31 protein-coding genes are annotated in these 23,099 nt (G+C 55.1%); all 31 read left to right on the forward strand.

Annotation, left to right across the window (positions count from 1 at the left end; all coding sequences use genetic code 11):
* Window positions 1-6 precede the first annotated feature (6 nt).
* The 31 genes from HW273_RS03080 (at window position 7) to rpmD (ending at window position 23,099) form a co-directional block, all read left to right on the forward strand.
* On the forward strand, window positions 7-879 hold the full coding sequence (locus HW273_RS03080; protein ID WP_179010381.1) for an acetyl-CoA carboxylase carboxyltransferase subunit beta: 873 nt from the start codon (window positions 7-9) through the stop codon (window positions 877-879).
* On the forward strand, window positions 876-1,661 hold the full coding sequence (gene accA, locus HW273_RS03085) for a carboxyltransferase subunit alpha (protein ID WP_179010382.1): 786 nt from the start codon (window positions 876-878) through the stop codon (window positions 1,659-1,661). The genes HW273_RS03080 and accA overlap by 4 nt, the downstream gene beginning before the upstream one ends.
* 200 nt (window positions 1,662-1,861) lie before the next feature.
* Window positions 1,862-2,437 carry a TetR/AcrR family transcriptional regulator gene (locus HW273_RS03090; protein WP_179010383.1) on the forward strand — a complete coding sequence of 192 codons (576 nt, stop codon included), beginning with the start codon at window positions 1,862-1,864 and terminating at the stop codon, window positions 2,435-2,437.
* Window positions 2,438-2,884: 447 nt separating this feature from the next.
* Window positions 2,885-3,628, forward strand: coding sequence for a DnaD domain-containing protein (locus tag HW273_RS03095; RefSeq protein ID WP_179010384.1), 744 nt, complete (start codon window positions 2,885-2,887; stop codon window positions 3,626-3,628).
* Entirely contained in the window at window positions 3,615-4,577 is a 963-nt protein-coding gene (locus HW273_RS03100; protein WP_179010385.1) for an ATP-binding protein, read from the forward strand. Before HW273_RS03095 ends, HW273_RS03100 begins: the two co-directional genes overlap by 14 nt.
* Before the next feature lie 173 nt (window positions 4,578-4,750).
* Window positions 4,751-5,968: a ribose-phosphate pyrophosphokinase gene (locus HW273_RS03105; RefSeq protein WP_179010386.1), complete on the forward strand. Its 1,218-nt coding sequence runs from the start codon at window positions 4,751-4,753 to the stop codon at window positions 5,966-5,968.
* Window positions 5,969-5,974: 6 nt separating this feature from the next.
* Window positions 5,975-7,006 (forward strand): acyltransferase family protein, encoded by a 1,032-nt coding sequence (locus tag HW273_RS03110; protein WP_179010387.1) that lies wholly within the window; start codon window positions 5,975-5,977, stop codon window positions 7,004-7,006.
* Between the two features lie 119 nt (window positions 7,007-7,125).
* Window positions 7,126-8,130 (forward strand): class I SAM-dependent methyltransferase, encoded by a 1,005-nt coding sequence (locus tag HW273_RS03115; RefSeq protein ID WP_179010388.1) that lies wholly within the window; start codon window positions 7,126-7,128, stop codon window positions 8,128-8,130.
* A 315-nt stretch (window positions 8,131-8,445) separates the two neighbouring features.
* Entirely contained in the window at window positions 8,446-8,670 is a 225-nt protein-coding gene (locus HW273_RS03120) for a hypothetical protein (protein ID WP_179010389.1), read from the forward strand.
* A complete protein-coding gene (locus HW273_RS03125; protein WP_179010390.1) occupies window positions 8,652-12,077 on the forward strand; it encodes a right-handed parallel beta-helix repeat-containing protein in 3,426 nt (1,141 codons plus the stop codon). Before HW273_RS03120 ends, HW273_RS03125 begins: the two co-directional genes overlap by 19 nt.
* 145 nt (window positions 12,078-12,222) lie before the next feature.
* Entirely contained in the window at window positions 12,223-13,452 is a 1,230-nt protein-coding gene (locus HW273_RS03130; RefSeq protein WP_179010391.1) for a cell wall-binding protein, read from the forward strand.
* A 495-nt stretch (window positions 13,453-13,947) separates the two neighbouring features.
* Window positions 13,948-14,265, forward strand: coding sequence for a 30S ribosomal protein S10 (gene rpsJ / locus HW273_RS03135; RefSeq protein WP_179010392.1), 318 nt, complete (start codon window positions 13,948-13,950; stop codon window positions 14,263-14,265).
* A gap of 43 nt (window positions 14,266-14,308) precedes the next feature.
* Entirely contained in the window at window positions 14,309-14,938 is a 630-nt protein-coding gene (gene rplC, locus HW273_RS03140; RefSeq protein ID WP_179010393.1) for a 50S ribosomal protein L3, read from the forward strand.
* A gap of 25 nt (window positions 14,939-14,963) precedes the next feature.
* Window positions 14,964-15,584 carry a 50S ribosomal protein L4 gene (rplD, locus tag HW273_RS03145; RefSeq protein WP_179010394.1) on the forward strand — a complete coding sequence of 207 codons (621 nt, stop codon included), beginning with the start codon at window positions 14,964-14,966 and terminating at the stop codon, window positions 15,582-15,584.
* The gene (gene rplW / locus HW273_RS03150; RefSeq protein ID WP_179010395.1) at window positions 15,584-15,883 is read left to right on the forward strand and encodes a 50S ribosomal protein L23; all 300 of its coding nucleotides are present in this window, start codon (window positions 15,584-15,586) and stop codon (window positions 15,881-15,883) included. Before rplD ends, rplW begins: the two co-directional genes overlap by 1 nt.
* Window positions 15,884-15,959: 76 nt before the next feature.
* Complete coding sequence (rplB, locus tag HW273_RS03155) at window positions 15,960-16,805, forward strand: 50S ribosomal protein L2 (protein ID WP_179010396.1); 846 nt, start codon at window positions 15,960-15,962, stop codon at window positions 16,803-16,805.
* A gap of 19 nt (window positions 16,806-16,824) precedes the next feature.
* Window positions 16,825-17,097: a 30S ribosomal protein S19 gene (rpsS, locus tag HW273_RS03160; protein WP_179010397.1), complete on the forward strand. Its 273-nt coding sequence runs from the start codon at window positions 16,825-16,827 to the stop codon at window positions 17,095-17,097.
* Window positions 17,098-17,122: 25 nt separating this feature from the next.
* Complete coding sequence (rplV, locus tag HW273_RS03165) at window positions 17,123-17,512, forward strand: 50S ribosomal protein L22 (protein ID WP_179010398.1); 390 nt, start codon at window positions 17,123-17,125, stop codon at window positions 17,510-17,512.
* 11 nt (window positions 17,513-17,523) lie between these two features.
* Window positions 17,524-18,186 (forward strand): 30S ribosomal protein S3, encoded by a 663-nt coding sequence (gene rpsC, locus HW273_RS03170; protein ID WP_179010399.1) that lies wholly within the window; start codon window positions 17,524-17,526, stop codon window positions 18,184-18,186.
* Between the two features lie 2 nt (window positions 18,187-18,188).
* The gene (gene rplP, locus HW273_RS03175) at window positions 18,189-18,617 is read left to right on the forward strand and encodes a 50S ribosomal protein L16 (RefSeq protein ID WP_179010400.1); all 429 of its coding nucleotides are present in this window, start codon (window positions 18,189-18,191) and stop codon (window positions 18,615-18,617) included.
* On the forward strand, window positions 18,617-18,820 hold the full coding sequence (rpmC, locus tag HW273_RS03180) for a 50S ribosomal protein L29 (protein ID WP_179010401.1): 204 nt from the start codon (window positions 18,617-18,619) through the stop codon (window positions 18,818-18,820). Before rplP ends, rpmC begins: the two co-directional genes overlap by 1 nt.
* Before the next feature lie 17 nt (window positions 18,821-18,837).
* Entirely contained in the window at window positions 18,838-19,092 is a 255-nt protein-coding gene (gene rpsQ / locus HW273_RS03185) for a 30S ribosomal protein S17 (protein WP_179010402.1), read from the forward strand.
* Window positions 19,093-19,115: 23 nt separating this feature from the next.
* Complete coding sequence (rplN, locus tag HW273_RS03190) at window positions 19,116-19,484, forward strand: 50S ribosomal protein L14 (protein WP_179010403.1); 369 nt, start codon at window positions 19,116-19,118, stop codon at window positions 19,482-19,484.
* Window positions 19,485-19,496: 12 nt separating this feature from the next.
* A complete protein-coding gene (gene rplX, locus HW273_RS03195; protein WP_179010404.1) occupies window positions 19,497-19,802 on the forward strand; it encodes a 50S ribosomal protein L24 in 306 nt (101 codons plus the stop codon).
* Between the two features lie 19 nt (window positions 19,803-19,821).
* The gene (rplE, locus tag HW273_RS03200) at window positions 19,822-20,361 is read left to right on the forward strand and encodes a 50S ribosomal protein L5 (protein ID WP_179010405.1); all 540 of its coding nucleotides are present in this window, start codon (window positions 19,822-19,824) and stop codon (window positions 20,359-20,361) included.
* A 14-nt stretch (window positions 20,362-20,375) separates the two neighbouring features.
* Complete coding sequence (locus HW273_RS03205) at window positions 20,376-20,561, forward strand: type Z 30S ribosomal protein S14 (RefSeq protein WP_179010406.1); 186 nt, start codon at window positions 20,376-20,378, stop codon at window positions 20,559-20,561.
* Between the two features lie 430 nt (window positions 20,562-20,991).
* Complete coding sequence (gene rpsH, locus HW273_RS03210) at window positions 20,992-21,393, forward strand: 30S ribosomal protein S8 (protein ID WP_179010407.1); 402 nt, start codon at window positions 20,992-20,994, stop codon at window positions 21,391-21,393.
* Between the two features lie 54 nt (window positions 21,394-21,447).
* On the forward strand, window positions 21,448-21,990 hold the full coding sequence (gene rplF, locus HW273_RS03215; RefSeq protein ID WP_179010408.1) for a 50S ribosomal protein L6: 543 nt from the start codon (window positions 21,448-21,450) through the stop codon (window positions 21,988-21,990).
* Between the two features lie 18 nt (window positions 21,991-22,008).
* Window positions 22,009-22,371 carry a 50S ribosomal protein L18 gene (rplR, locus tag HW273_RS03220; RefSeq protein WP_179010409.1) on the forward strand — a complete coding sequence of 121 codons (363 nt, stop codon included), beginning with the start codon at window positions 22,009-22,011 and terminating at the stop codon, window positions 22,369-22,371.
* 18 nt (window positions 22,372-22,389) lie between these two features.
* Entirely contained in the window at window positions 22,390-22,899 is a 510-nt protein-coding gene (rpsE, locus tag HW273_RS03225) for a 30S ribosomal protein S5 (protein WP_179010410.1), read from the forward strand.
* Window positions 22,900-22,916: 17 nt separating this feature from the next.
* A complete protein-coding gene (gene rpmD / locus HW273_RS03230) occupies window positions 22,917-23,099 on the forward strand; it encodes a 50S ribosomal protein L30 (RefSeq protein ID WP_179010411.1) in 183 nt (60 codons plus the stop codon).

Raw genomic sequence — 23,099 nt, forward strand, 5'->3', positions numbered from 1 at the left:
AAACGCATGGCTTTTTTGAAATTTCGCCTTCGGGCGAAAAATGAGCTGGAGAAGGGCGGACGACGTAGAAAGCGGGAGAGCGGCAGGGATTGTCCGAACTGCCATCGTTTCCTCTCGGAGGAGGTGCTGTCCATGCGCCAGTTCGTCTGTGACTGCGGGTATCATTTTCGAATGAAGGCACGCCGGAGAATACAGCTCCTTGCGGACAGTGGGAGCTTCCGGGAATATTTCTCAGAGCTCTCCGCACAGGATCCGCTGGGATTTCCGGGCTATGCGGAGAAGCTGGAGAAGGCGAGGCTCCTGTCGGGAGAGGAGGAGGGCGTGGTCTGCGGCAGGGCGGAGATCGACGGGAATCCCTGCTTCCTCTTCGCGATGGAGGGGGAGTTCATGATGGGCTCCATGGGCAGTGTCGTGGGAGAGAAGATCACGAGACTTATGGAGGAGGCGACGAAGGAGCGGCTTCCGCTTGTAGGCTGTACCATGTCCGGCGGCGCACGGATGCAGGAGGGGCTCCTCTCTCTGATGCAGATGGCGAAGACTGCGGGGGCACTGAAAATACACAGTGATGCGGGGCTCTTCAGCCTGATGCTGCTCTGCAATCCGACGGCGGGGGGCGTCACGGCGAGCTTTGCGATGGGGGCGGATATCACCCTGGCTGAACCGGGTGCGACGATCTGTTTCGCCGGCGCGCGTGTCATAGAGGAAACGCTGCATAAGCCGCTCCCGAAGGGCTTTCAGACAGCAGAATTTCTGCTGGAGCACGGTTTTCTGGATGAAATCGTGGAGAGAGGGCAGGAAAAGGAGTTGATCGGCAGACTGCTTCGCTGGCATGCCGGCGCGGCGGGAATCGCTTTCACGGAGATGAGGACAGAGGGATGAGGAGAGAGAAGGAGAGGACTGCCTATGAGATTGTGAGGGCGGCGAGAGACGGGGCGCGGTATACCTCCATGGACTATGTGCGGCGGCTTTTTTCGGATTTTGTCGAGCTGCACGGTGACCGCCGCTTCGCGGACGATCCGGCGGTCTGTGCAGGTCTCGGGCTGCTCGGTGGAGTGGCGGTCAGCTTCGTCGCGATCGAGAAAGGGCATGGTGCGGCGGAGCGGCAGAGGAGGAACTTTGGCGCACCGCATCCGGAGGGCTATCGAAAGGCCCTCCGCGTGATGAAGCAGGCGGAGAAATTCCAAAGACCCGTGCTTGCCTTCATTGACACCTCGGGAGCCTACTGTGGGATCGGTGCGGAGGAGCGGGGGCAGGGACAGGCGATCGCGGAGAATATGATGGAAATGATGCGTCTGAAAACCCCGATTATTTCCGTTGTGATCGGGGAGGGCGGCAGCGGCGGCGCGCTCGCGCTCGGCGTCGCAGACCGGGTGTTCATGCTGGATTCCGCGGTCTATTCCGTTATCTCGCCGGAGGGCTGCGCGAGCATACTTTGGAAGGATGCGCAGGAGGCGCCCCGCGCGGCGGAGAGCCTGTGTCTTACGGCAAAGGATGCGAAACGGCTCGGGATCATCGAGGAGGCGCTCTCGGAACGGAAAGAGGGGGACGAGGAGGCAAGGTATTTCGAAGGCCTTCGGGAAAGGCTGCTTTTCGCATTCCGCGCGCTCCCTTCGGGAGATATGCTCCGGGAGGAACGTTACCGCAGATTCCGGCAGTATTAAGGAAATGCTGATGCATTCATGATTTGCACCCGCCGGAGCTTAACGTTCTCCATGAGGGCTCGATCAGCGCTTCCGCAGGAAAGACCTGCAGCGCGGGGCTGGTATCCGCAGCAGGGGTTATGCTATACTGAAACAGCGTGTACATGGATAGCACAACAGCCTCGGACATGGGGCCGAGGAAAATTCGCAAAGGAAGAGGCATGGCAGAGGAAATTCGGGAAAGCAAGAGGCAGGAGCTGCTGGAGGCGGGGGTACTGGAGCTGGATCGCTACGGCATCATAAATTTTTCGGTGCGGCGGATCGCGGAGGCGTGCCATGTCTCGCCGGGCGCTCCCTACAAGCATTTTCATAACCGGAATGAGTTTATCGCTGAGATTATCCGCTATAATTATGACCGCTGGTTTGCCGAGCTTCGGGAAATCATCGCTGCGCATCCGAGGGATTATCGCGCGCAGATCGTAGAGCTTCTGATTTCCTATGTCCGTTTTCTGGTGGAGCATCCGCACTTCCGCTCGCTCCTGATGGTGAAGGACGATCGCTTCGACGAGAGCTACCGGGGGCTGCGCGGAGGGCTTACGAAGCTGACGGAGAGCATCGCACGGAAATACTGCGTGCAGTTCGGAATCGAGGAGGAGGTCTATTACCGGAAGGTCTTCATTCTGCGCTCCTATATGTACGGCGCTGCCCTGATGTTCGGGAACGGAGAGATGGAATATGACGAAAAGGGGATAGCGCTCGTGCGCCGCGCTGCGGAACGGGAGCTGGATCTGCCGTAGAGGGAGGCGCTGCCCTTCGGGAAAGCGCCGCTCCGGCAGAAAAACAGGAGCGGAAACGATCTGGATATCGGCTCCGGAACTTCGGTTCCGGAGCTTTTGCCATGAGGATTGCCTGTATGCCGCAGCGTTTGGGACAAATATTTTTCTGCACCCTCTGTGGATAAGTTCTTGCGATTCTTCCACAGGGGGAATGTGGATAAGTACGGAAATTTCTGCGAAATATCTTCGAAAAACAGTTCGATCTTTATAAAAAATTCAGAATTTAAGCCTTTTCTCCCCAAATCATTTTCCTGATGAAATTTTATCCACCCTATTGACATTTGAGTAGTCCACTTTATCCACAGGAATGTGGACAGCTCCGGTGGATAAAGTTGTGGAGCAGTGCCGTTGAACTTGGAAAATGACTATGCTATGATCAGAACACGTTAAGAGATTTCGGGGGATTTTATGGGGACGAATATCGAGGACAAGCTGGCTGTAAAGGCGACCTGCATTTCGAATGAATTTCTGGATAAATTTATGGCGGAGGCGAACGGGGACTATGTGAAGGTTTATCTCTATATGCTCCGTCACTGCGGTGAAAAATTCAATATCAAGGAGGCTGCGGACGCCCTGATGCTTACGGACAATGATATCGAGCGGGCGGTTCGCTACTGGGAGAAGATGGGCGTATTCTCCGACGGTGCGGGACAGTGTGTCGAGAGTGAGATTCGGACGGAGGCGGCTTTTGCGCGGTCGGAGGAGCTGCTCTCGGAGAGAGCGTCGGAGGATGTGTCCGAGGAGGCACAGACAGAGCGGGTGCAGTCAGAGGAGGAGTTCGCCGGCGTGCTTTTCGTGGCGAAGCATGTACTTCCGGGGCTTCCGTCCCAGAAGCAGGTAGAGACGCTGGAATATATGTACCGGCAGCTTGGGATGAATGCGGAGCTGATCGAATTTCTGCTGGAATACTGTGCGGGCTTGGAGAAGACCTCCTCCCGCTATATGGAGACGGTAGCGATCAACTGGCACGAGCAGGGGATCCGGACAGTAAAACAGGCGCAGCAGCTGATCCGTGAGTTCGAGCGCAGGAAATCGCAGCCGCGGAAGTCCGTGACGAAGCCGAATCGCTTTATGAATCTGGAAAAGAGCGAGGTTGATTATGACAGCATCGCACAGAAGAAAGTACTGGAACGGATGAATGGCATTAAGTAATTCTCAATTCAATGAAATCATGCGGGTCTACGGGGAACGGCAGCTCCGAAGCTACCGTGCGCTTCGCGCGCGGCAGGAGCAGGCATACCGGGATATCCCGGAGCTTCGCACGCTGGATCAGGCAATCGTAGCGGAGTCGGTGAAGGCGGCGGAGGCGCTGCGGAACGGCGACCGCAGTCGGAAGGAGCGCCTGCCGGAGCGGATAGGGGAGATCAGCGCGGAGAAGCGCCGGGTGCTCCGGGAGCACAGACTGCCGGAAAATTATCTGGAGCAGCAGTACAGCTGCGAGGACTGTAAGGATACCGGCTTCGTAAACGGGCAGAAGTGCCACTGCTTCCGGGCAATGCAGCTCCGGCTTCTGTACCGGCAGTCCAATGTCACGGATATCGTGCAGCGGGAAAATTTCACTTCTTTTAATCCCTTGATTTTTGACAACCGGGAGCCTTTGCCGCAGGCAGGCGGACAGACCAACCGTGCGTATATGGAGTCGGTCAGGAAATATCTGCGGAGCTGGTGTGAGAACTTTTCGAAGCAGGGGGGAAACCTGATCCTGATGGGGAATCCGGGCACCGGCAAGACCTTTCTGATCAACTGCGTGACGAAGGAGCTGCTCGACCGGGGACACAGCGTCATTTATTTGAGCAGCACAGACCTCTTCGAGAGCCTGCACCCCGGGGGACGGGAAGAGCAGGAGCAGGCGCTTTCGGAGGCGATTATGGAGACGGAGCTGCTGGTGATTGACGATCTCGGCACGGAATTCGTGAATTCCTTCACGACCTCGCGCCTTTTCTACATTATCAACCAGCGAATGGTGATGCGGAGGTCGGTGCTGATCTCGACGAACCTTTCCTTCCGGACGATGCAGGACAGCTATTCGGATCGTATCGTCTCACGGATCATGTCCGATTATGAAATCATTCCGCTCTACGGGAGGGATCAGAGACTGTAGAACGGATTTTCGCTGGACTTTTTCGGGGAAATCGGGTATGGTTTGGAGCGTAGCGCTGCGAGGACTGTGAAGCGGGGCACAGACCTATGCGACAGGCCTGTCATGGGCTTAGACTTTTGTCCCTGTTTGCCCCTGATATCATCATATGAGGCTTAATGAGAAGGAGGATGGTAATGTCAGATTCGAGAACGTCGGAGTTCATTGAGCAGATCCCGGTAGGACCTCTGGCGCTGATGCCGCTGAAGTCCATCGAGGGACTGGGGCAGAAGGTCAACGCGTATCTTGCGGAATGGAGGAAGGAGAGGGAGAGCGAGCACAAGCACACGATCGCCTTCAACGGCTACCAGAAGGACAACTACATTGTTCCGACGAAGATCTCCCGCTTCGGCTCCGGCGAGGGCAAGGGGACGATACTGGAGAGTGTCCGCGGCAAGGACATCTACCTTATGGTGGATGTGATGAACTATTCGATCACCTACTCTATCTTCGGACACGTCAATCATATGTCTCCGGATGATCACTATGCGGATCTGAAGCGTCTGATCGCGGCGACGACCGGCAAGGCGAAGCGGATCAATGTCATCATGCCGTTCATGTACGAGTCCCGTCAGCACAAGCGATCCTCCAGAGAGTCGCTGGACTGTGCCCTGATGCTGCAGGAGCTGCACGATCTCGGTGTCGAGAATTTCCTGACCTTCGACGCGCACGATCCGCGTGTAATGAATGCGATCCCGCGGGATTCCTTCGACAACGTTTCCTGCACCTACCAGTTTATCAAGGCGCTTCTGAATCATGTCGGCGATCTGGACATTGACAAGAACCATATGATGGTCATCTCTCCGGATGAGGGCGGTATGAACCGTGCGATCTACTATGCGAACGTGCTCGGCATCGATATGGGTATGTTCTACAAGCGGAGAGACTACACACAGGTTGTGAACGGGCGCAATCCGATCGTGGCGCATGAGTTCCTCGGCACGGATGTGGAGGGGAAGGATGTGCTGATTATCGACGACATGATCTCCTCCGGTGAGTCGCTGATTGATACGGCGAAGGAGCTGAAGGAGCGCAGAGCCCGCCGCGTCTATGCCTGCTGTACCTTTGGGCTTTTCACGAACGGGCTGGAGCGCTTCGACGGCGCGTATGCCGCAGGGGTTCTCGATGGCGTGCTGACGACCAATCTGATCTATCAGACACCGGAGCTTCTGGAGAGAGAATGGTATTTCAATGTGGATATGTCGAAGTATATCGCGCTCCTGATCGACAACATTAACCATGATATGTCGATTTCCGGCATTCTCGATCCGGTGGCGAAGATCAATGCGAAGATCTCGGCATACCGGAAGAAGCGGGAGGAGGAGACTGCGCAGCTCAGCCTCGACTTGAAGTAGGACGGTATGCCGGAGCGCCTGTCCAATAAAATTTATTTCTACAGCTTCCTGCTGTCGCTTCTCGTGATCCTCGTCCATGCCGAGAACCTCGCGCCGGACAATCTGGGGCTTCAGGAGCTTGCGGCAGGCGTGCCGCTGCTGTCTGCCGTTTCCGTAGAGAATTTCTTTTCGAATACGCTCGGGCAAGCGGCGGTGCCCGGCTTCTTCCTCTTGAGCGGCTGTCTGTTCTTTCGGAGCTTCGGGAGCCTTGGGGAGCTGCCCCGGAAGTGGGGGAAAAGGGCGTACCGCCTGCTGCTGCCGTACTGTGCATGGAACAGCCTCTGCTATTTGTTCTTCGTGCTTTTGGGAAGGACGGCGTTTTCCGGAGCGCTGTGGCTGGATGCAGTCATACACTACCGCTGGAATCCGGTTTTCTGGTATCTCTATCAGCTTTTGCTGCTGCAGCTTTCGGCGCCGCTTCTCTATCTGCTGCTTCGGCGGCGGACTGCGGCGTTTTTTGCGTTCCTCTGCCTGCTGGGGCTGATCTACAGCAGATGCAGCCTGCCTTATCTCAATGCGGACGCGCTGCTGTATTACTATGCGGGCGCGCTGCTGGGGCGCTATGGCGGACGCTTCTATGAAGAAAGGGATGGACGGCTTGCAGGGGGCTTGCTCCTGCTGCTTCCCCTTTTGCTGTATCTTCGGGGAGTGCCGGTCATGTCGGGGAATGCGGGATTTTCTGTGCTGCTGACGGTGCTGTATCGCCTGCTGCTTCCACTGCTGCTTCTGCTCCTGCTTCCTATGGAGAAGCTTCCGCGGGTGCCGGGTTGGATGAAGAACAGCTTTTTCCTCTATGCGCTGCATTACCCGGTCGTGCGTGCTGTTTCATGGGGGATTCGTGCGTTCGGACTCACGCCGGCGTCTCCCTTACAGAGCGGAATACTGCTGCTGGTTTATTTTTTATTGCCGCCGCTCTGCGTTTTTTTATCTGCGGTTCTGACGGATTTTCTCCGGAAGCGGCTGCCGCTGCTCTTCTCGCTTCTGTCCGGCGGGCGCTAGGGCTTATGTACAGCACAGTCGCGCTGTGCGGGAGGGGAGCGATCCGGTGAGGGGCAGATGGCTTTGGCGGTGCTTCGCCGCATAGGGGCAGGCAGCGAGGGAGAACGGAGAGGGGAAAGATGTTCATAGCGGAGAACTGGAAGGATTATGAGGTTCTGGATACGGGGAATGGAGAGAAGCTGGAGCGCTGGGGCAGCTATCTGCTTCGGCGTCCGGATCCGCAGGTGATCTGGGAGATTCGGAAGAGCAGCCGGGGGTGGAGGAAGCCGAACGGGCACTATCACCGCTCACAGAGGGGCGGCGGAGAATGGGAGTTCTTTGAGCTCCCGGAGCAGTGGACGATCTCCTATACGCTGGGCGGGGATGGCAGCTCCCGGCTTCCTGTGGAGACGGCAGGGAGCTACGGCTATAGTGTGCCGGAGAATGCGGCGCTTTCGGCGCTTCCCGCGGCGGAACGGACGCTCCGCTTCCATCTGAAGCCCTTTTCGTTCAAGCATACCGGGCTTTTTCCGGAGCAGGCGGCGAACTGGGACTGGTGCGCGAACCTGATCCTTACGGAGCGGGCACGGCGAGTGCGTGAGGGCAATGCAGAGCCGGTCAAGGTGCTGAACCTCTTTGCCTATACGGGCGGCGCGACGCTTGCGGCGGCGAAGGCGGGTGCGGCAGTGACGCATGTGGATGCCTCGAAGGGGATGGTGCAGTGGGCGAAGGAGAATGCGGAGAGCTCCGGGCTTTCCGCTGCGCCGATCCGCTGGCTGGTAGACGATTGCGTGAAATTCGCAGAGAGGGAGCTTCGCCGCGGAAACCGCTATGACGCGATCATTATGGATCCGCCCTCCTACGGCAGAGGACCGAAGGGAGAGATCTGGAAGCTTGAGGACGACATCGGCGGGTTCCTCAAGCTGAGCGCGCAGCTGCTCTCGGAGAAGCCGCTCTTCTTCCTGCTGAATTCCTACACGACAGGGCTGCAGCCCGCGGTGATGCATTACCTTTTGCACAGCACGCTCTGCATCGATCGCAGAGGAAGGGTCTGTGCGGAGGAGGTCGGACTGCCGATTGCGGCAAACGGGCTGATGCTCCCATGCGGCTGCAGTGCGAGATGCAGCTTCCGGAGTATGGATTAAATGTCCTTAGGGGCTGTGAAAAAACGAAGACCAGAGACCGTGTATCGTGCGATGCATTTGCGGTTTGAGTCGCGATATGCGGCGGGGCTTCCTGTTTTTTCACAGCTCCAGCGCATTCTGCATAAGTCCTGCGCGCTGCGTCGCAGCTCGCGCATCGCTGACAGGTATTCGCAAAACGCGCAGCTCACGTTGTTCGCGTCGCTTTTTTTGCTCATTCCTCTTGTCCCGTCAAATGCCCGAATGCCTGTGCATGCAAGCATGCACAGGCATTCGGGCGCTTGACGGGGGACTTATGCAGAAAAGTACGACGGTGTTTTGTGGAAAATTGATAATAAAAAGACAAAAATAAGAAGAGAAAAAAATATCCTCCAAATTTTCACAAGGAATTATGTGCCAAATGTGAATGGATTTCGCAAAAAAAGAAATGATATACTTTGTTTCGTTTGTGAAAGCGTTTACAAAAACCGGTTTACCCTTGCGGCAGTAAACGAGAAGGGGTTCAGGGGGAAAAGGAGGAGAAAATGCGGAAGGGAAGGATGACACGTCTCCTGGCGCTGCTTCTGTGCGGGAGTCTGCTGCTGCCGGGGACAGTATTTGCGTCGCCCGGAGACGGGGCAGAGCCGCTTCATACGGAAAGCGTGCCGGAAAAGGAAGAAAGCGGAGAAGAGAAGCGGGAAGCCGCGGAGAAGGCGAGTCCATCGGAGCTGAGGGAAGAAACAGCAAGCGGCGCAGCTGCTGCGGCAGGCTCTGCTTCCTCGGTGCCCTCCAAGGCTGCGAGTCCCTCGGAGCTCCCCGGATCCGCCAGTCCCTCGGAGCTTCCGAAGGGGAGAGCGTGGAGCTTTTCCGCCTTCGGCCTAAACGCGGAAGCGGAGGGGAAAAACATTGGATACAGCAGGAGCGGCAGCGGTGCGCTTACAGAGGCGGGCAGCAGCGTGACGGTCTGGAACCTGAATAACAAGGGCAAGCTGGTTCCTGCCTCCACGGACGGACTTTCCTTCTATTATACGGAGATCCCGGCGGGTCAGAATTTCACGCTGACTGCGACTGCTGTTCCGGAGGCGTGGACCTTCACCAATGGGCAGGAGGGCTTCGGGCTGATGGCGGCGGATCGGGTCGGCACAAATGGGGACGGCAGTGCTTTCTGGAACAATTCCTATATGGCGACGGTGACCAAGCTGGACTATTATTATGATGTGGAAAAGCATGAGCCGACGGACGACAGGCTGCAGAAGCACATTATGATGAAGCTGGGCATCGGCTCGCAGGAAAAAATCGGCGTCAGCAGGGAAAACCTGCCGAAGCTTCTGGGGAATGACAGCAAGACGATCGCCTCGGCGTTCCAGACCTCCATCCTGCCGCTGGAGACCAGCTGCGGAGAAAAGAAGGAGGGAACCTACAATCTGATCGGAAGGGAAAAGGGGAAAGCGAGCGGTACAGTGGAGCACCCGCTGGAGGAGGTCCGCCTCTCCATCCAGAAGAACAATACCGGTTATTTTGTGAGCTATATCGACGCAGAGGGGGAGACGCATACCAACAAATACTATGAGCCGGAGGCATTGTCCGTGCTGGATGCGGATACGGTATATGTCGGCTTCTTCGCGGCGCGAAGCTTCAAGGTAAACTTCTCGGATATCGAGCTGCAGCTGCTCTCTCCGGAGGAGGATGAACCGAAGGAGGAGAAGCCGACTGTAGAGGTGACGCCGGATTACCGCGTGCTCTCCGCTGTAACCGCGAACAGCCCGGATTATACGCTCAGCTTCATGGCGAATGCCGACGGAGCGCTGCAGGCGGAGCTTCCAGAAGGAGGGACGAAAACTGTTTCTGTGCAGGCAGATGCTCCCGTCCGGATTCCGGCGAAGCTTGCGGCAGGCGAGAATGTATTCCGACTCTCCTTCACGCCGGACGGAGACTTCCATCCGAAGGGGAAGGAAAACTATGTGCTGAGCGACTACGGGACGAAGGAGTTCTCCCATACGGTAGAGCTGAAGCGGCTGGGAGAGGGAGACCGGATCTATGTATCGCGGGACGGAAGTCCTGCGGGAAGCGGTGAAAGCGCGTCGCCGGTCGATATTTACACCGCGTTTCGCTTCGTACAGCCGGGACAGCGTATCCTGCTTCATTCCGGAACCTATCTGCTGGATCGGACGGTAGTGGCAGACAGGGGCATCGACGGCACGGAGGAAGCGCCGATCCTGCTGGAGCCGGCGGAGAAGGGCGGGAGAGCGATATTTGACTTTCAGGAGAAGTGCCCGGGAATGATCTTCGCGGGGAACTACTGGGAGGTCAGGGACATCGATGTGCGCCGCTCCGCGAACGGACAGAAGGGCATCCAGATTTCCGGCAGCCACAATGTGTTCGAGGGCATCCGTACCTATGAAAACGGTAACACAGGAATCCAGGTAAGCCGCTATCTCCTGAGCGACGGAAAAGAGCTCTGGCCCTCCTACGATCTGATTCTGAACTGTACCTCCTATGCCAATGCGGACAGCGGCCATGAGGATGCGGACGGCTTCGCTGCAAAGCTCACCTGCGGCGAGGGCATCGTCTTCGATGGCTGTATCGCCTTCAATAATGCCGACGACGGCTGGGATCTCTTCGCCAAGGTGGAGACCGGGGCAATCGGAAAGGTACGGATTCGGAACAGCCTTGCCTTCCGAAACGGCTATGGACTGGATGGCACAGAGCAGGGCAACGGAAACGGCTTCAAGATGGGCGGCTCCAGCATCAGCGGAAGGCACGAGCTGTATAACAGCGCGGCATACCTGAACAAGGCGAAGGGCATTGATTCCAACAGCTGTCCTGACATTGCGGCATACTGTTCCAGTTCCTATGAGAACGGCGGCTCCAATATCGCCTTCTATACCAATGACGCGAAGCGCACTGCATTCCGCGCGGCGGGGCTGCTTTCCTTCCGGACGGAGAGCAATACGCCGGAGACGCTCAGGGAAAAGGAGCTGGCAGGCAAGAAGTCGCAGGCAAAGACGGCGAAGGAGGAGAACCTCTACCGGCGCTCCAATTTCTTCTGGCAGGACGGCAGCTCCGCAAACTATGATCCGGAGCGGCAGGAGCGGCATCTTACGGCAGATCGGAACTGGTTCGTTTCGCTGGAGGCGACGCTGCCGGAGGCGGCGCGGCCGGCGCAGATCGACGCGCTTCTCCGGAGAGAGGACGGGAGAGTCGATCTCGGAGATTTCCTGCGGCTCTCCGCAAGTGCCGAGGAGAAGCTCGCGTCGGAGCTTCCGGAGGGAGAGACCACGGGCGCGAAGCTGGATGGGCAGTATGATGCGGTGGAGAATCTGCAGGAGCTGTATGATCTGGTGAACGGAGAGACAGAACCGGAGAAGCCCGATAAGCCTGAAAAAGAACCGGAGAAGCCGGAAAAGCCGAAGGCTCCTGAAGACCCGAAGAAGCCGGAAAAGCCTGAAAAAAATCCGGAGAGACCGAGACAGGAGGGGAAGAGCAGCGGCTCCCGCAGCATAGAGCGGAGCAGTCATACGGTGCTTCCTGCGATTTTCGGAGGCGCTTTTCATAAAACGGCGGCAGCAGGGAAGGCGGAGAACGGAACGGCAGTCGCATGGAGCCCGGAAATGGGGCCCGCGCAGTATGCGGCGAGCGCTACGGTGCTTCGCACGACACCCGCACAGGAGAAGCTTCCGGAGGCTGTGAGGGGAAGCTGGCAGAAGCAGGAGAACGGCTGGCGCTTCCTGGACAGCACGGGCAAGCCCCTTACGTCCGGCTGGCAGGTGCTCGAGTGGAACGGCATCAAGGCATGGTACAGCCTCGATGAAGCGGGGTATCTCCGAACCGGCTGGTACAGAGAGGAGAAGGGGGACTGGTATTACTTCAGCCCGCTCCAGGACGGAAGCCTCGGAAGGATGCTCACCGGCAGACAATATATAGAAGGAAAGTGGTATGTATTTTCGGACAGCGGCAGTCTGGAGGGCTGAATCCGGGCGTGCCTGTCATAGAAATGTAAAGAAATCTTCGACAGGGTTAAGGAAATAGGTGTTGTTTTTTAAATTCCCACAGGGTATGATAGGAGGCGAAAAAGATTTTCAGCACACCGCATAGGGTGTCGGAGGGGATAGATCAATGAGAGGGAAGCTTAGAGGATTTCTTTTGGCAGTCGGTGCGTCGGCGCTGCTCTTCGGGGGACGTGCGCAGGCAGCGGGCTGGGCGACGAACCAGAACGGCTATCAGGTTTACCAGAATGACGACGGCTCTACCGTGACGAACTCCTGGATCAAGGCGATGGAGAATGGCAGGACGATCTGGTACTATGCGACCAATGACGGCTCGCTCCGTATGGACGGCTGGCAGAGAGTCGGCAGCTACTGGTACTACTTCGACGGAAACGGCGTGATGCAGACCGGCTGGGTAGACAATAACAATTACTACTGCGATGAGAACGGTGTGATGAAAACCGGCTGGAAGCAGCTGACGCCGCCGTCTGACTTCTTTGACGGCACCGAGAACCGTTCCGCAGGGGAGTCCTATTGGTTCTACTTCAATACCAGCACCGGCGAGAAGTTTCATGCGAACGGCAGCGGTGTGAAGGTCAGGAGCATCGACGGCGTGAACTACGGCTTCGACGAGTATGGCGTGATGCAGACCGGCTGGGCGAGCACGGAGGGGAGCAGCGGCGACATCCGGGACTATATGTACTTCGCGACGACATCCGGCAAGTTCAAGCTGGGAGAGCGTCTCTCGAATACCTGGCTCGCGGTCATAGGTCCGGAGGAGAGCGGCAATGACGGGCTTTCCACCGGCAGCGTGGAATGGTACTACTTCAAGAGCAGCGGACATCCCGCCGCAGGCAGCGCCGGCGGCGGAGAGCTGCAGAAGATCAACGGCAAGCGTTACCTCTTCAATGAGAAGGGAAACCCGATGTACGGGATACAGAGGGACAATGAGGGGAATTATTACTACTGCGGCAGCTCGAAGACCGACTGCTCCGTGAGAACCGGAAGACTGACGCTCACAGAGGACGACGGAGACAGAGTCACGGCATATTTCGGTACGAACGGGCAGGGCGTAACCGGCGTGAAGGACAGCTACGTTTACTTCAAGGGTAAGCTCCTCGCGGCAGGCTCCGACAGCAAGTATATGCAGATTCAGAGCAGCAGCAGCGTGATCGACGGCTATGTGGTCGATACCTCCGGACGCGTGGTCAAGAACCGGAAGAACCTGAAGGATAAGAACGGTGTGAAGTTCTCGGTAGATTCCTCCGGAAGGAAGGTGACGTATCCGGATGGCGGTACGCTGGATACCATCGATACGCAGGACAAGGAAAATGAGCTCGAGGTTTCGGAGAACGACTGAGACAGACGATGAGAGGGGGTCCCGTACGGGACTCCCTTTTATAATACGTTGATTCCGGAAGAAAACGCTTGCATTTCCTGCGGGGATGCGTTAGAATACGGTCTTGACACACACGGTTGGGTGGAAAAGCAACGTCCGATCCCGTGAACTTTTGCGAAGATGTTTTTGATTCCGAACATAAAAAATGAAAAATGCCTTGCAATCGTGCAGCTCCTGTGCTATCGTATACTACGCTGTGACATGATAGCGTAGAAATGAAAGATTGCTCGCAAGGTCGAAAGCCAAGCCCCGGGAAACCGGCAACCAAGTATAAGTCTTGCGGGAGAACTTCATGGAGCGAATGTCAAGTTTTAGAAACTGACGGCAGGTCACTGTACTACAATTTAAGTCCATCAGACAGCAGGTGGATTTGGGGTGAGATCCATGAGGACACACCCGGTTTCGTGTACAGTCACCAACTTATCGTCAAATTTCCGATAGGAGGCGACTTTTTTTATGGCAAGTCAAGTAATGAGAATCACACTCAAGGCTTACGACCACGCACTCGTGGACGAGTCGGCTGCAAAGATTGTGGAGAGCTGCAAGAAGACCGGTTCCCAGGTTTCCGGTCCGGTGCCACTTCCGACGAAGAAGGAGATCGTAACCATCCTGAGAGCCACGCATAAGTACAAGGACTCTCGTGAGCAGTTCGAGCAGAGAACCCACAAGAGACTGATCGACGTCATCAGCCCGAACCAGAAGACCATGGATGCGCTGCAGAGACTGGAGATGCCGGCAGGCGTGTACGTCGACATCAAGATGAAGAAGAAATGATTCTAGTATGAACCGAGAGGTTCCGCTGTAGAAAGGAGAACAAATGAAGAAAGCTATTCTTGCAACAAAGGTTGGGATGACGCAGATCTGGAATGAAGACGGCGTGCTGATCCCGGTAACTGTGCTTCAGGCGGGGCCCTGTGTGGTAACGCAGGTGAAGACCCCTGAGAACGACGGTTACAGCGCGGTACAGGTGGGCTTCCAGGACAAGAGAGAGAAGCTTGTCAACAAGCCGCTGAAGGGGCAGTTCGACAAGGCGGGCGTGTCCTGCAAGAGATTCCTGAGAGAGTTCCGCTTCGAGAACGCCGGGGAGTACAAGGTAAAGGATGAAATCAAGGCTGACATCTTTGCGGAGGGAGATAAGGTAGACGTTACCGCCATTTCCAAGGGTAAGGGCTTCCAGTCCGCGATCAAGAAGTACGGCCAGCACAGAGGACCGATGGCACATGGTTCCAAGTTCCACCGTCATCAGGGTTCCAACGGTACGTCTGCGACACCGTCCAGAGTGCTTCCGGGCAAGGGGATGCCCTCTCACATGGGCGCAGTGAAGGTTACGACGCAGAACCTCACCGTGGTGAAGGTAGACGCGGAGAATAACCTCATCCTGGTAAAGGGTGCGGTACCGGGACCGAAGAAGGCTCTGATCACGATCAAAGAGTCTGTCAAGGCCTGAGACGGAAGAGAGGAGGAACATATAAATGGCTAACGTATCTGTATATAACATGCAGGGGCAGGAAGTCGGCAGCATGGAGCTGAGCGACGCGGTTTTCGCGGCACCGGTTAACGAGCACCTTCTTCACCTCGCGGTAGTTGCACAGCTTGCAAATAAAAGACAGGGAACGCAGAAGGCATTGACTCGTTCGGAGGTTTCGGGAGGCGGCAGGAAGCCCTGGAGACAGAAGGGAACGGGCCATGCGAGACAGGGCTCGATCCGCGCGCCGCAGTGGAAGGGCGGCGGCGTCGTATTCGCGCCGGTTCCGAGAGACTACAGCATCAGCATGAACCGGAAGGAGAAGAGAGCGGCGCTTAAGTCTGCACTTTCCAATGCCGTAGCCGACAACAAGCTGATCGTCGTGGACGAGATCCGCTTCGATGAGATCAAGACGAAGAACTTCCAGACGATGCTGGACGCTCTGAAGGTACAGAAGGCTTTCGTGCTTCTGGATTCCAACGACCGGAACACCGTCCTTTCTGCGAGAAATATCGCAGACATCAAGACGGCGCAGGTCAATGAGCTGAACGTATACGATGTGATGAGGTTCGGGACCGTGGTTGCCACCAAGGCAGCTCTTGAGAAAGTTCAGGAGGTATACGCATAATGGCTGACATTAAATATTACGACGTGATCCTTCGTCCGGTTATCACGGAGAAGTCCATGGGAGAGATGGCTTCCAGAAAGTACACCTTCCTCGTGAATCCCTCCGCTACCAAGTCTCAGGTTAAGGAGGCAGTAGAGAAGATGTTCGAGGGTGCGAAGGTGAAGGCTGTCAACACCATGAATCTGGACGGCAAGGTGAAGAGAAGAGGCATGACCTTCGGAAGAACCTCTGCACAGAAGAAGGCGATCGTTACGCTCACCGCGGATTCCAAGGAAATCGAGATCTTCAGCGGTCTTTGATATCGGGGTAACGAAGAGTTGCGCTGCGTGATGAATTCTCAATTATACGCAGCGGGAGATAAAGGAGAAAACAGGCATGGGCATTAAGACATATAAGGCGTATACGCCGTCAAGAAGAAACATGACCGGCTCTGACTTCTCGGAGGTGACGAAGAAGAGTCCGGAGAAGTCTCTTCTCGCTACCAACAAGAAGAACGCCGGAAGAAACAACCAGGGTAAGATCACCGTTCGCCACCACGGCGGCGGAAACAGACAGAAGTACAGAATCATCGATTTTAAGAGAAATTCCAAGGACGGCATCGTCGCGAAGGTGATCGGCATCGAGTATGACCCGAACCGTACGGCGAATATCGCCCTGATTGCTTACGCAGACGGCAGCAAGGCGTACATCCTCGCTCCGAACGGCCTGACCGACGGAATGAAGGTCGTATCCGGTGCGGATGCAGAGCCGAGAGTGGGCAACTGCCTTCCGCTTTCCGCGATCCCTGTCGGTGCTGAGGTTCATGCGATCGAGCTGATCCCGGGCAGAGGCGCGCAGCTGGTTCGCTCCGCAGGCAATGCCGCGCAGCTGATGGCGAAGGAGGGCAAGTATGCGACCCTTCGTCTTCCGTCCGGCGAGATGCGCATGGTTCCGATCCAGTGCCGCGCGACCATCGGTGTCGTAGGCAACGGCGAGCACAACCTGATCAATCTCGGCAAGGCGGGCAGAAAGAGACATATGGGAATCCGTCCTACCGTCCGCGGTTCCGTTATGAACCCGAACGACCATCCGCACGGAGGCGGAGAGGGACGCGCCCCGATCGGACGTTCCGGACCTTCTACTCCTTGGGGCAAGCCGGCTCTTGGTCTGAAGACCAGAAACAAGAAGAAGGCTTCCAACAAGCTTATCGTGAGAAGACGCGATGGTAAGGCCATCAAATAATTGAGGAGGAGAAAGAAATATGGCACGTTCAGTTAAAAAGGGACCATTTGCAGATCAGAGCCTCCTGAAGGCAGTGGACGCGATGAATGCACAGGGCAGCAAGGCTGTGATCAAGACCTGGTCTCGCCGCTCTACGATCTTCCCGTCGTTTGTAGGCCACACGATCGCCGTACATGACGGAAGAAAGCACGTTCCTGTATATATCACAGAGGATATGGTCGGACACAAGCTCGGCGAGTTCGTTGCCACGAGGACATTCCGTGGCCACAAGGACAACGAGCGTAAGGGATAATCGCATTTGAAAGGAGGACATTTTAATGTCAAAGGGTCATAGATCTCAGATTAAGAGAGAGAGAAATGCAAACGTAGACAGAAGACCTTCCGCGAAGCTTTCTTATGCGAGAGTTTCTGTTCAGAAGGCTTGCTTCGTTCTGGATGCCATCAGAGGCAAGAATCTGGAAGAAGCGCTTGGTATCGTAACCTACAACCCCAGATATGCTTCCACGCTTGTAAAGAAGCTTCTCGAATCTGCGGCTGCCAATGCGGAGAATAACAACAATATGGATCGTTCCGGCCTCTATGTGGCAGAGTGCTATGCGAATGCGGCTCCTACCATGAAGAGAATTCATCCCAGAGCGCAGGGCAGAGCTTACCGCATCGAGAAGAGAAGCTCCCATATCACCGTTGTTTTGGATGAGAGAAAGTAAGGAGGCATTGAATGGGACAGAAAGTTAATCCGCATGGCATGAGAGTCGGCGTCATTAAAGACTGGAGCTCCAAGTGGTATGCCGATAAGAAGACTTTTGGAGATACCCTCGTTGAGGATCACAACATCAGAAAATACCTCAAGAAGAGGCTTTATTCCGCTAACGTTTCCAAGATCGAGCTCGAGAGAGCGGCGAACGACAAGGTTCGCGTCATCATATACACCGCGAAGCCGGGCTTTGTCATCGGCAAGGGCGGCGCGGAGATCGAGAAGGTAAGGAAGGAAGTGCAGAAGCTTACCTCCAAGAACGTTTTCATTGACATTAAGGAGATCAAGAGACCGGATCGCGACGCGCAGCTCGTTGCAGAGTCCATTGCGCAGTCTCTTGAGAACCGTACATCCTTCCGCCGTGCATTAAAGCAGGCAATGCAGAGGACGATGAAGTCCGGTGCGCTCGGCATCAAGGCGGCAGTGGGCGGACGTCTCGGCGGTGCGGATATCGCGAGACGCGAGTTCTACAGTGAGGGTACAATTCCTCTCCAGACCTTGAGGGCAGATATCGACTACGGCTTCGCTGAGGCAGATACAACCTACGGCAAGCTCGGCGTGAAGGTTTGGATTTACAAGGGAGAGGTACTTCCTGCCAAGAAAAATAAGGAAGGGAGCGAGAAATAACTATGTTAATGCCAAAGAGAACGAAGTTCCGTAAGCAGATGCGTGGAAGAATGACCGGCAAGGCGACGAGAGGCAACAGAGTCTCTCACGGCGAGTTCGGTATCGTAGCGATGGAGCCATGCTGGATCCGTTCCAATCAGATCGAGGCAGCCAGAGTTGCGCTCACCAGATATATCAAGCGTGGCGGTCAGGTATGGATCGATATCTTCCCGGACAAGCCGATTTCTGCGAAGCCGCTCGGCGTCAGAATGGGATCCGGAAAGGGCGCCGTAGAATACTGGGTAGCTGTAGTGAAGCCAGGCAGAGTTCTGTTCGAGATCGCTGGCGTGTCCGAGGAGCAGGCAAGAGAGGCACTGAGACTTGCATCTCACAAGCTTCCGTGCAACTGCAAGGTCGTTGCAAAGGCTGATCTGGAAGGCGGTGACAACTAATGAAGAAGAATACCTATTTAGAGGAGCTTAAGGCAAAGACTGCTGAGCAGCTCAATGAGGAGCTGGTCTCTGCGAAGAAGGAGCTTTTCAATCTGAGATTCCAGAATGCGACCAATCAGTTGGACAATACCGCCAGGATCACCGAGGTTCGCAAGAACATCGCCCGGATTCAGACAGTTATCACTGAGAAGAAGAACGCGTGAGGGGGGAGAGCGAAATAATGGAGAGAAATCTTAGAAAGACCCGTATCGGTAAGGTCGTAAGTGCAAAGATGGATAAGACCATCGTAATCGCTATCGAAGATCACGTGAAGCACCCGCTGATTGGTAAGATTGTGAAGCGTACCGTGAAGATTTACGCACACGATGAGAACAATGAGGCTGGAGAGGGCGACACCGTCAAGGTGATGGCTACCAGACCGCTGTCTAAGACCAAGAGATGGAGACTTGTTCAGGTCATCGAAAAGGCTAGATAAGAGGAGCAGGGAAGGAGCATGAAATGATTCAGCAGGAAACAAGACTTAAGGTTGCTGATAACACAGGCGCAAGAGAACTTCTCTGCATCCGTGTTATGGGCGGCTCTACCAGAAGATATGCCGCTGTCGGAGATATCATTGTGGCTTCTGTAAAGGATGCTACTCCGGGCGGACAGGTGAAGAAGGGAGATGTCGTAAAGGCAGTCGTGGTGAGAACGGTTGACGACATCCGCAGAAAGGATGGCAGCTACATTCGCTTCGATGAGAATGCGGCTGTTATCCTGAAGGAAGATGGCACTCCAAAGGGAACCCGTATCTTTGGACCAGTTGCCAGAGAGCTGAGAGATCATGGCTATATGAAGATCGTTTCTCTGGCTCCGGAAGTATTATAAGGAGGGACGGAGATGCGTAGAATCAAGAAGGATGATATCGTCAAGATCATTGCCGGAAAGGACAGCGGCAAGCAGGGCAAGGTTCTTTCCTTCGACCCGAAGACAAACAGAGTAGTCGTTGAGGGCTGCAACATGGTAACTAAGCACCAGAAGCCGAACCAGACGAACGCGCAGGGCGGGATCCTTCACAAAGAGGCGTCGATCGACGCGTCCAATGTGATGCTGGTGGTAGACGGGCAGGCAACCAGAATCGGCTTCGAGCTCCGCGATGGCAAGAAGGTCAGAGTGGCGAAGAAGTCCGGCAAGGTTATCGACTGAGAGAAAGGAGGAATTTCACATGGCGAGATTAAAAGAGCAGTATAACAGTGAGATCAAGGAAGCTATGAAGAAGAAGTTCGGTTACAAGAATGTAAACGAAATTCCGAAGCTGGAGAAGATCGTGATCAACATGGGCGTCGGAGAAGCTAAGGAAAATTCCAAGGTTCTCGACAGTGCGGTCAGAGATCTGGAGATCATTACCGGCCAGCATGCGGTGACCACCAAGGCGAAGAAGTCTGTGGCGAACTTCAAGATCAGAGAGGGACAGGCGATCGGCTGTAAGGTGACGCTTCGAGGCGAGAGAATGTATGAGTTTGCGGACAGACTCATCAACCTTGCACTTCCCCGCGTCAGAGACTTCCGCGGTGTGAATCCCAACGCCTTCGACGGCAGAGGGAACTACGCGCTCGGACTCAAGGAGCAGATCATTTTCCCGGAGATCGAGTTCGATAAGGTGGATAAGGTAAGAGGTATGGACGTCATCTTCGTCACGACCGCAAAGACGGACGAGGAGGCGAGAGAGCTTCTCACGCTGTTCAATATGCCGTTTGCGAAGTAATCGGAGGAGAAGATATGGCAAAGTTATCAATGAAGTTAAAGCAGCAGAGACCCTCTAAGTTCTCTGTGAGAGAGTATACCAGATGCAAGATCTGCGGAAGACCTCACTCCGTTCTTCGTAAGTATGGCATCTGCCGTGTTTGCTTCCGTGAGCTGGCATATAAGGGAGAGATCCCCGGCGTAAGAAAAGCAAGCTGGTAAGAATGCAGCAATTTTCCATCAGGAAAATTGCGGAATGTACATGACCACTTTTCGAAGAAAAGTGTCCGGCAGAGCCGGATCGCACGCAGCCTTCCGAAAGGCAAGTGCGAGTCCCGGGGGAGACGATCATGCCGGGTTTTCCATCAGGAAAATTGCGGAGCGTGGGAAAGTAACAAAGCGCACCTCGATGAGAGGTCCCTGCCGCGAGGCAGGGCAGAGCCCTTTGCGATGTTTCACAGAGCGGAATATCGTGAAGGGCGACAATTTCTGGATTGTATTGAAAAAAATACTGAATTTTTTTGAAGATACGCCAGACCGGGTTGAAAATCCGGATAAATTGTTTATAATGTGAATGTCGCTCTGCCGTAACCGGTCTGAGTGGCATTTCGTTGTAATAAACTATTTTAGCAAAGAAAGGATATCCGTAATCATGAGTATGAGTGATCCAATCGCAGATATGCTTACGAGAATTCGTAACGCGAACACTGCAAAGCATGACACAGTATGTATTCCCGCATCGAAGATGAAGCTTGCCATCGCCAATATTCTCGTGGATGAGGGCTATGTTGAGAAGTGCGAGCTGGTGGAGAACGGCAAGTTCCAGGACATCAAGCTCAGCCTGAAGTATGGCGCATCCAAGAACGAAAAGATCATCGGCGGAATCAAGAAAATTTCCAAGCCGGGTCTCCGTGTCTATGCCGGCAAGGAGAATATGCCTCGTGTACTGGGCGGACTCGGCATTGCGATCGTATCCACCAATCAGGGCGTGATGACAGATAAGCAGGCAAGGAAGCTCGGCGTGGGCGGAGAGGTTCTCGCTTTCGTCTGGTAAGCAGCTGATTCTGAAAACAGTTTTATACTGACAATTTAAGAGAGGAGACATATTATGTCACGAATCGGAAAATTACCGGTTGTGATCCCGGCAGGTGTCACTGTTGAGATCAAGGACGGCAATACGGTTACCGTAAAGGGGCCGAAGGGTACGCTGGAGAGAAGCTTCGCACCGGAGCTGACCCTTACACAGGAGAATGGTGAGATTGTCGTTACGAGACCGAATGATAATAAGAAGGAGAAGTCCCTTCACGGCCTGACCAGAGCGCTGCTCCACAATATGGTGGTGGGCGTTACGGAGGGCTTCGAGAAGAAGCTGGAGGTCAACGGCGTCGGCTACAGAGCGGCGAAGCAGGGCAAGACCCTGACCCTGACCCTCGGCTATTCTCATCCGGTCACCATGGAGGATCCGGAGGGACTCGAGACCGTCCTTGAGGGGCAGAATATCATTTTTGTCAGAGGTATCTCCAAGGAGAAGGTCGGGCAGTACGCTGCGGAGATCAGAGGCAAGAGAACACCGGAGCCGTATAAGGGCAAGGGCATCAAGTATGCTGATGAAGTGATCCGCCGTAAGGTTGGTAAGACCGGTAAGAAGTAATACAGGAGGAAAAGTAGAATGGTTAGCAAGAAAAACAAAGCTGAACTTCGTCGTAAAAAGCATATGAGACTCAGAAACCGTTTCGCTGGCACTCCAGAGAGACCACGTCTTGCGGTTTTTCGGTCTGATAAGCATATGTATGCACAGATCATCGATGATGTGGCTGGCAATACGCTTTGCGCAGCTTCCACTCTTGATAAGGATGCCGGGCTTGCGAAGACGAACAACGTTGAAGCAGCGCAGTATGTCGGCAAGGCAATCGCCGAGAAGGCTCTGGCCAAGGGAATCACACAGGTCTGCTTTGACAGAGGCGGATTCCTGTACCACGGTAAGGTTCAGGCACTGGCGGATGCTGCCAGAGAAGCTGGGCTTAAGTTCTAATCGGGAGGAGTAAAGACAATGAAGCGTGATAAAATTGATGCAAATCAGTTAGAATTAAACGACAATGTCGTTTCCATCAAGCGTGTCTCCAAGACCGTGAAGGGCGGACGCACCATGCGTTTCTCTGCGCTTGTCGTAGTGGGTGACGGCAACGGACATGTGGGCTGCGGCACCGGCAAGGCGCTGGAGGTTCCGGAGGCGATCCGCAAGGCGAAGGAAGCGGCGATCAGAAATATCATTACGATTCCGGTAAATGAAGAGCGTTCCGTGCCGCATGACTTCATCGGCAAGTTCGGCGCTTCCACCGTCCTTCTGAAGAAGGCTCCGGAAGGAACCGGCATCATCGCCGGCGGTCCTGCGCGTATGGTCTGCGAGCTGGCAGGCATCCGCAACATCCGTACCAAGTCTCTGGGCTCCAACAATAAGACCAACGTGGTCTATGCGACGCTTCAGGGGCTCACCTCGATGAAGACCCCGGCGCAGTTCGCGGCTCTGCGCGGTAAGTCCGTCGCAGAGATCACAGGTTAATACAGGGAGGTAATGAAATGGCAGATAAGTTAAAGATTACATTAGTGAAGTCTCCAATCGCCGCTATCCCTAAGCAGAGAGCAACAGTGCAGGCGCTCGGGCTCAAGAAGATCCGGCAGTTTGTAGAGCTCCCCAATAACGGGGCCACCAAGGGTATGATTCAGAGAGTCAACCACCTTGTAAAAGTTGAAGAAATCTAA

Origin of the sequence: Oribacterium sp. oral taxon 102 (assembly GCF_013394775.1) — a bacterium.
Classification (GTDB): domain Bacteria; phylum Bacillota; class Clostridia; order Lachnospirales; family Lachnospiraceae; genus Oribacterium.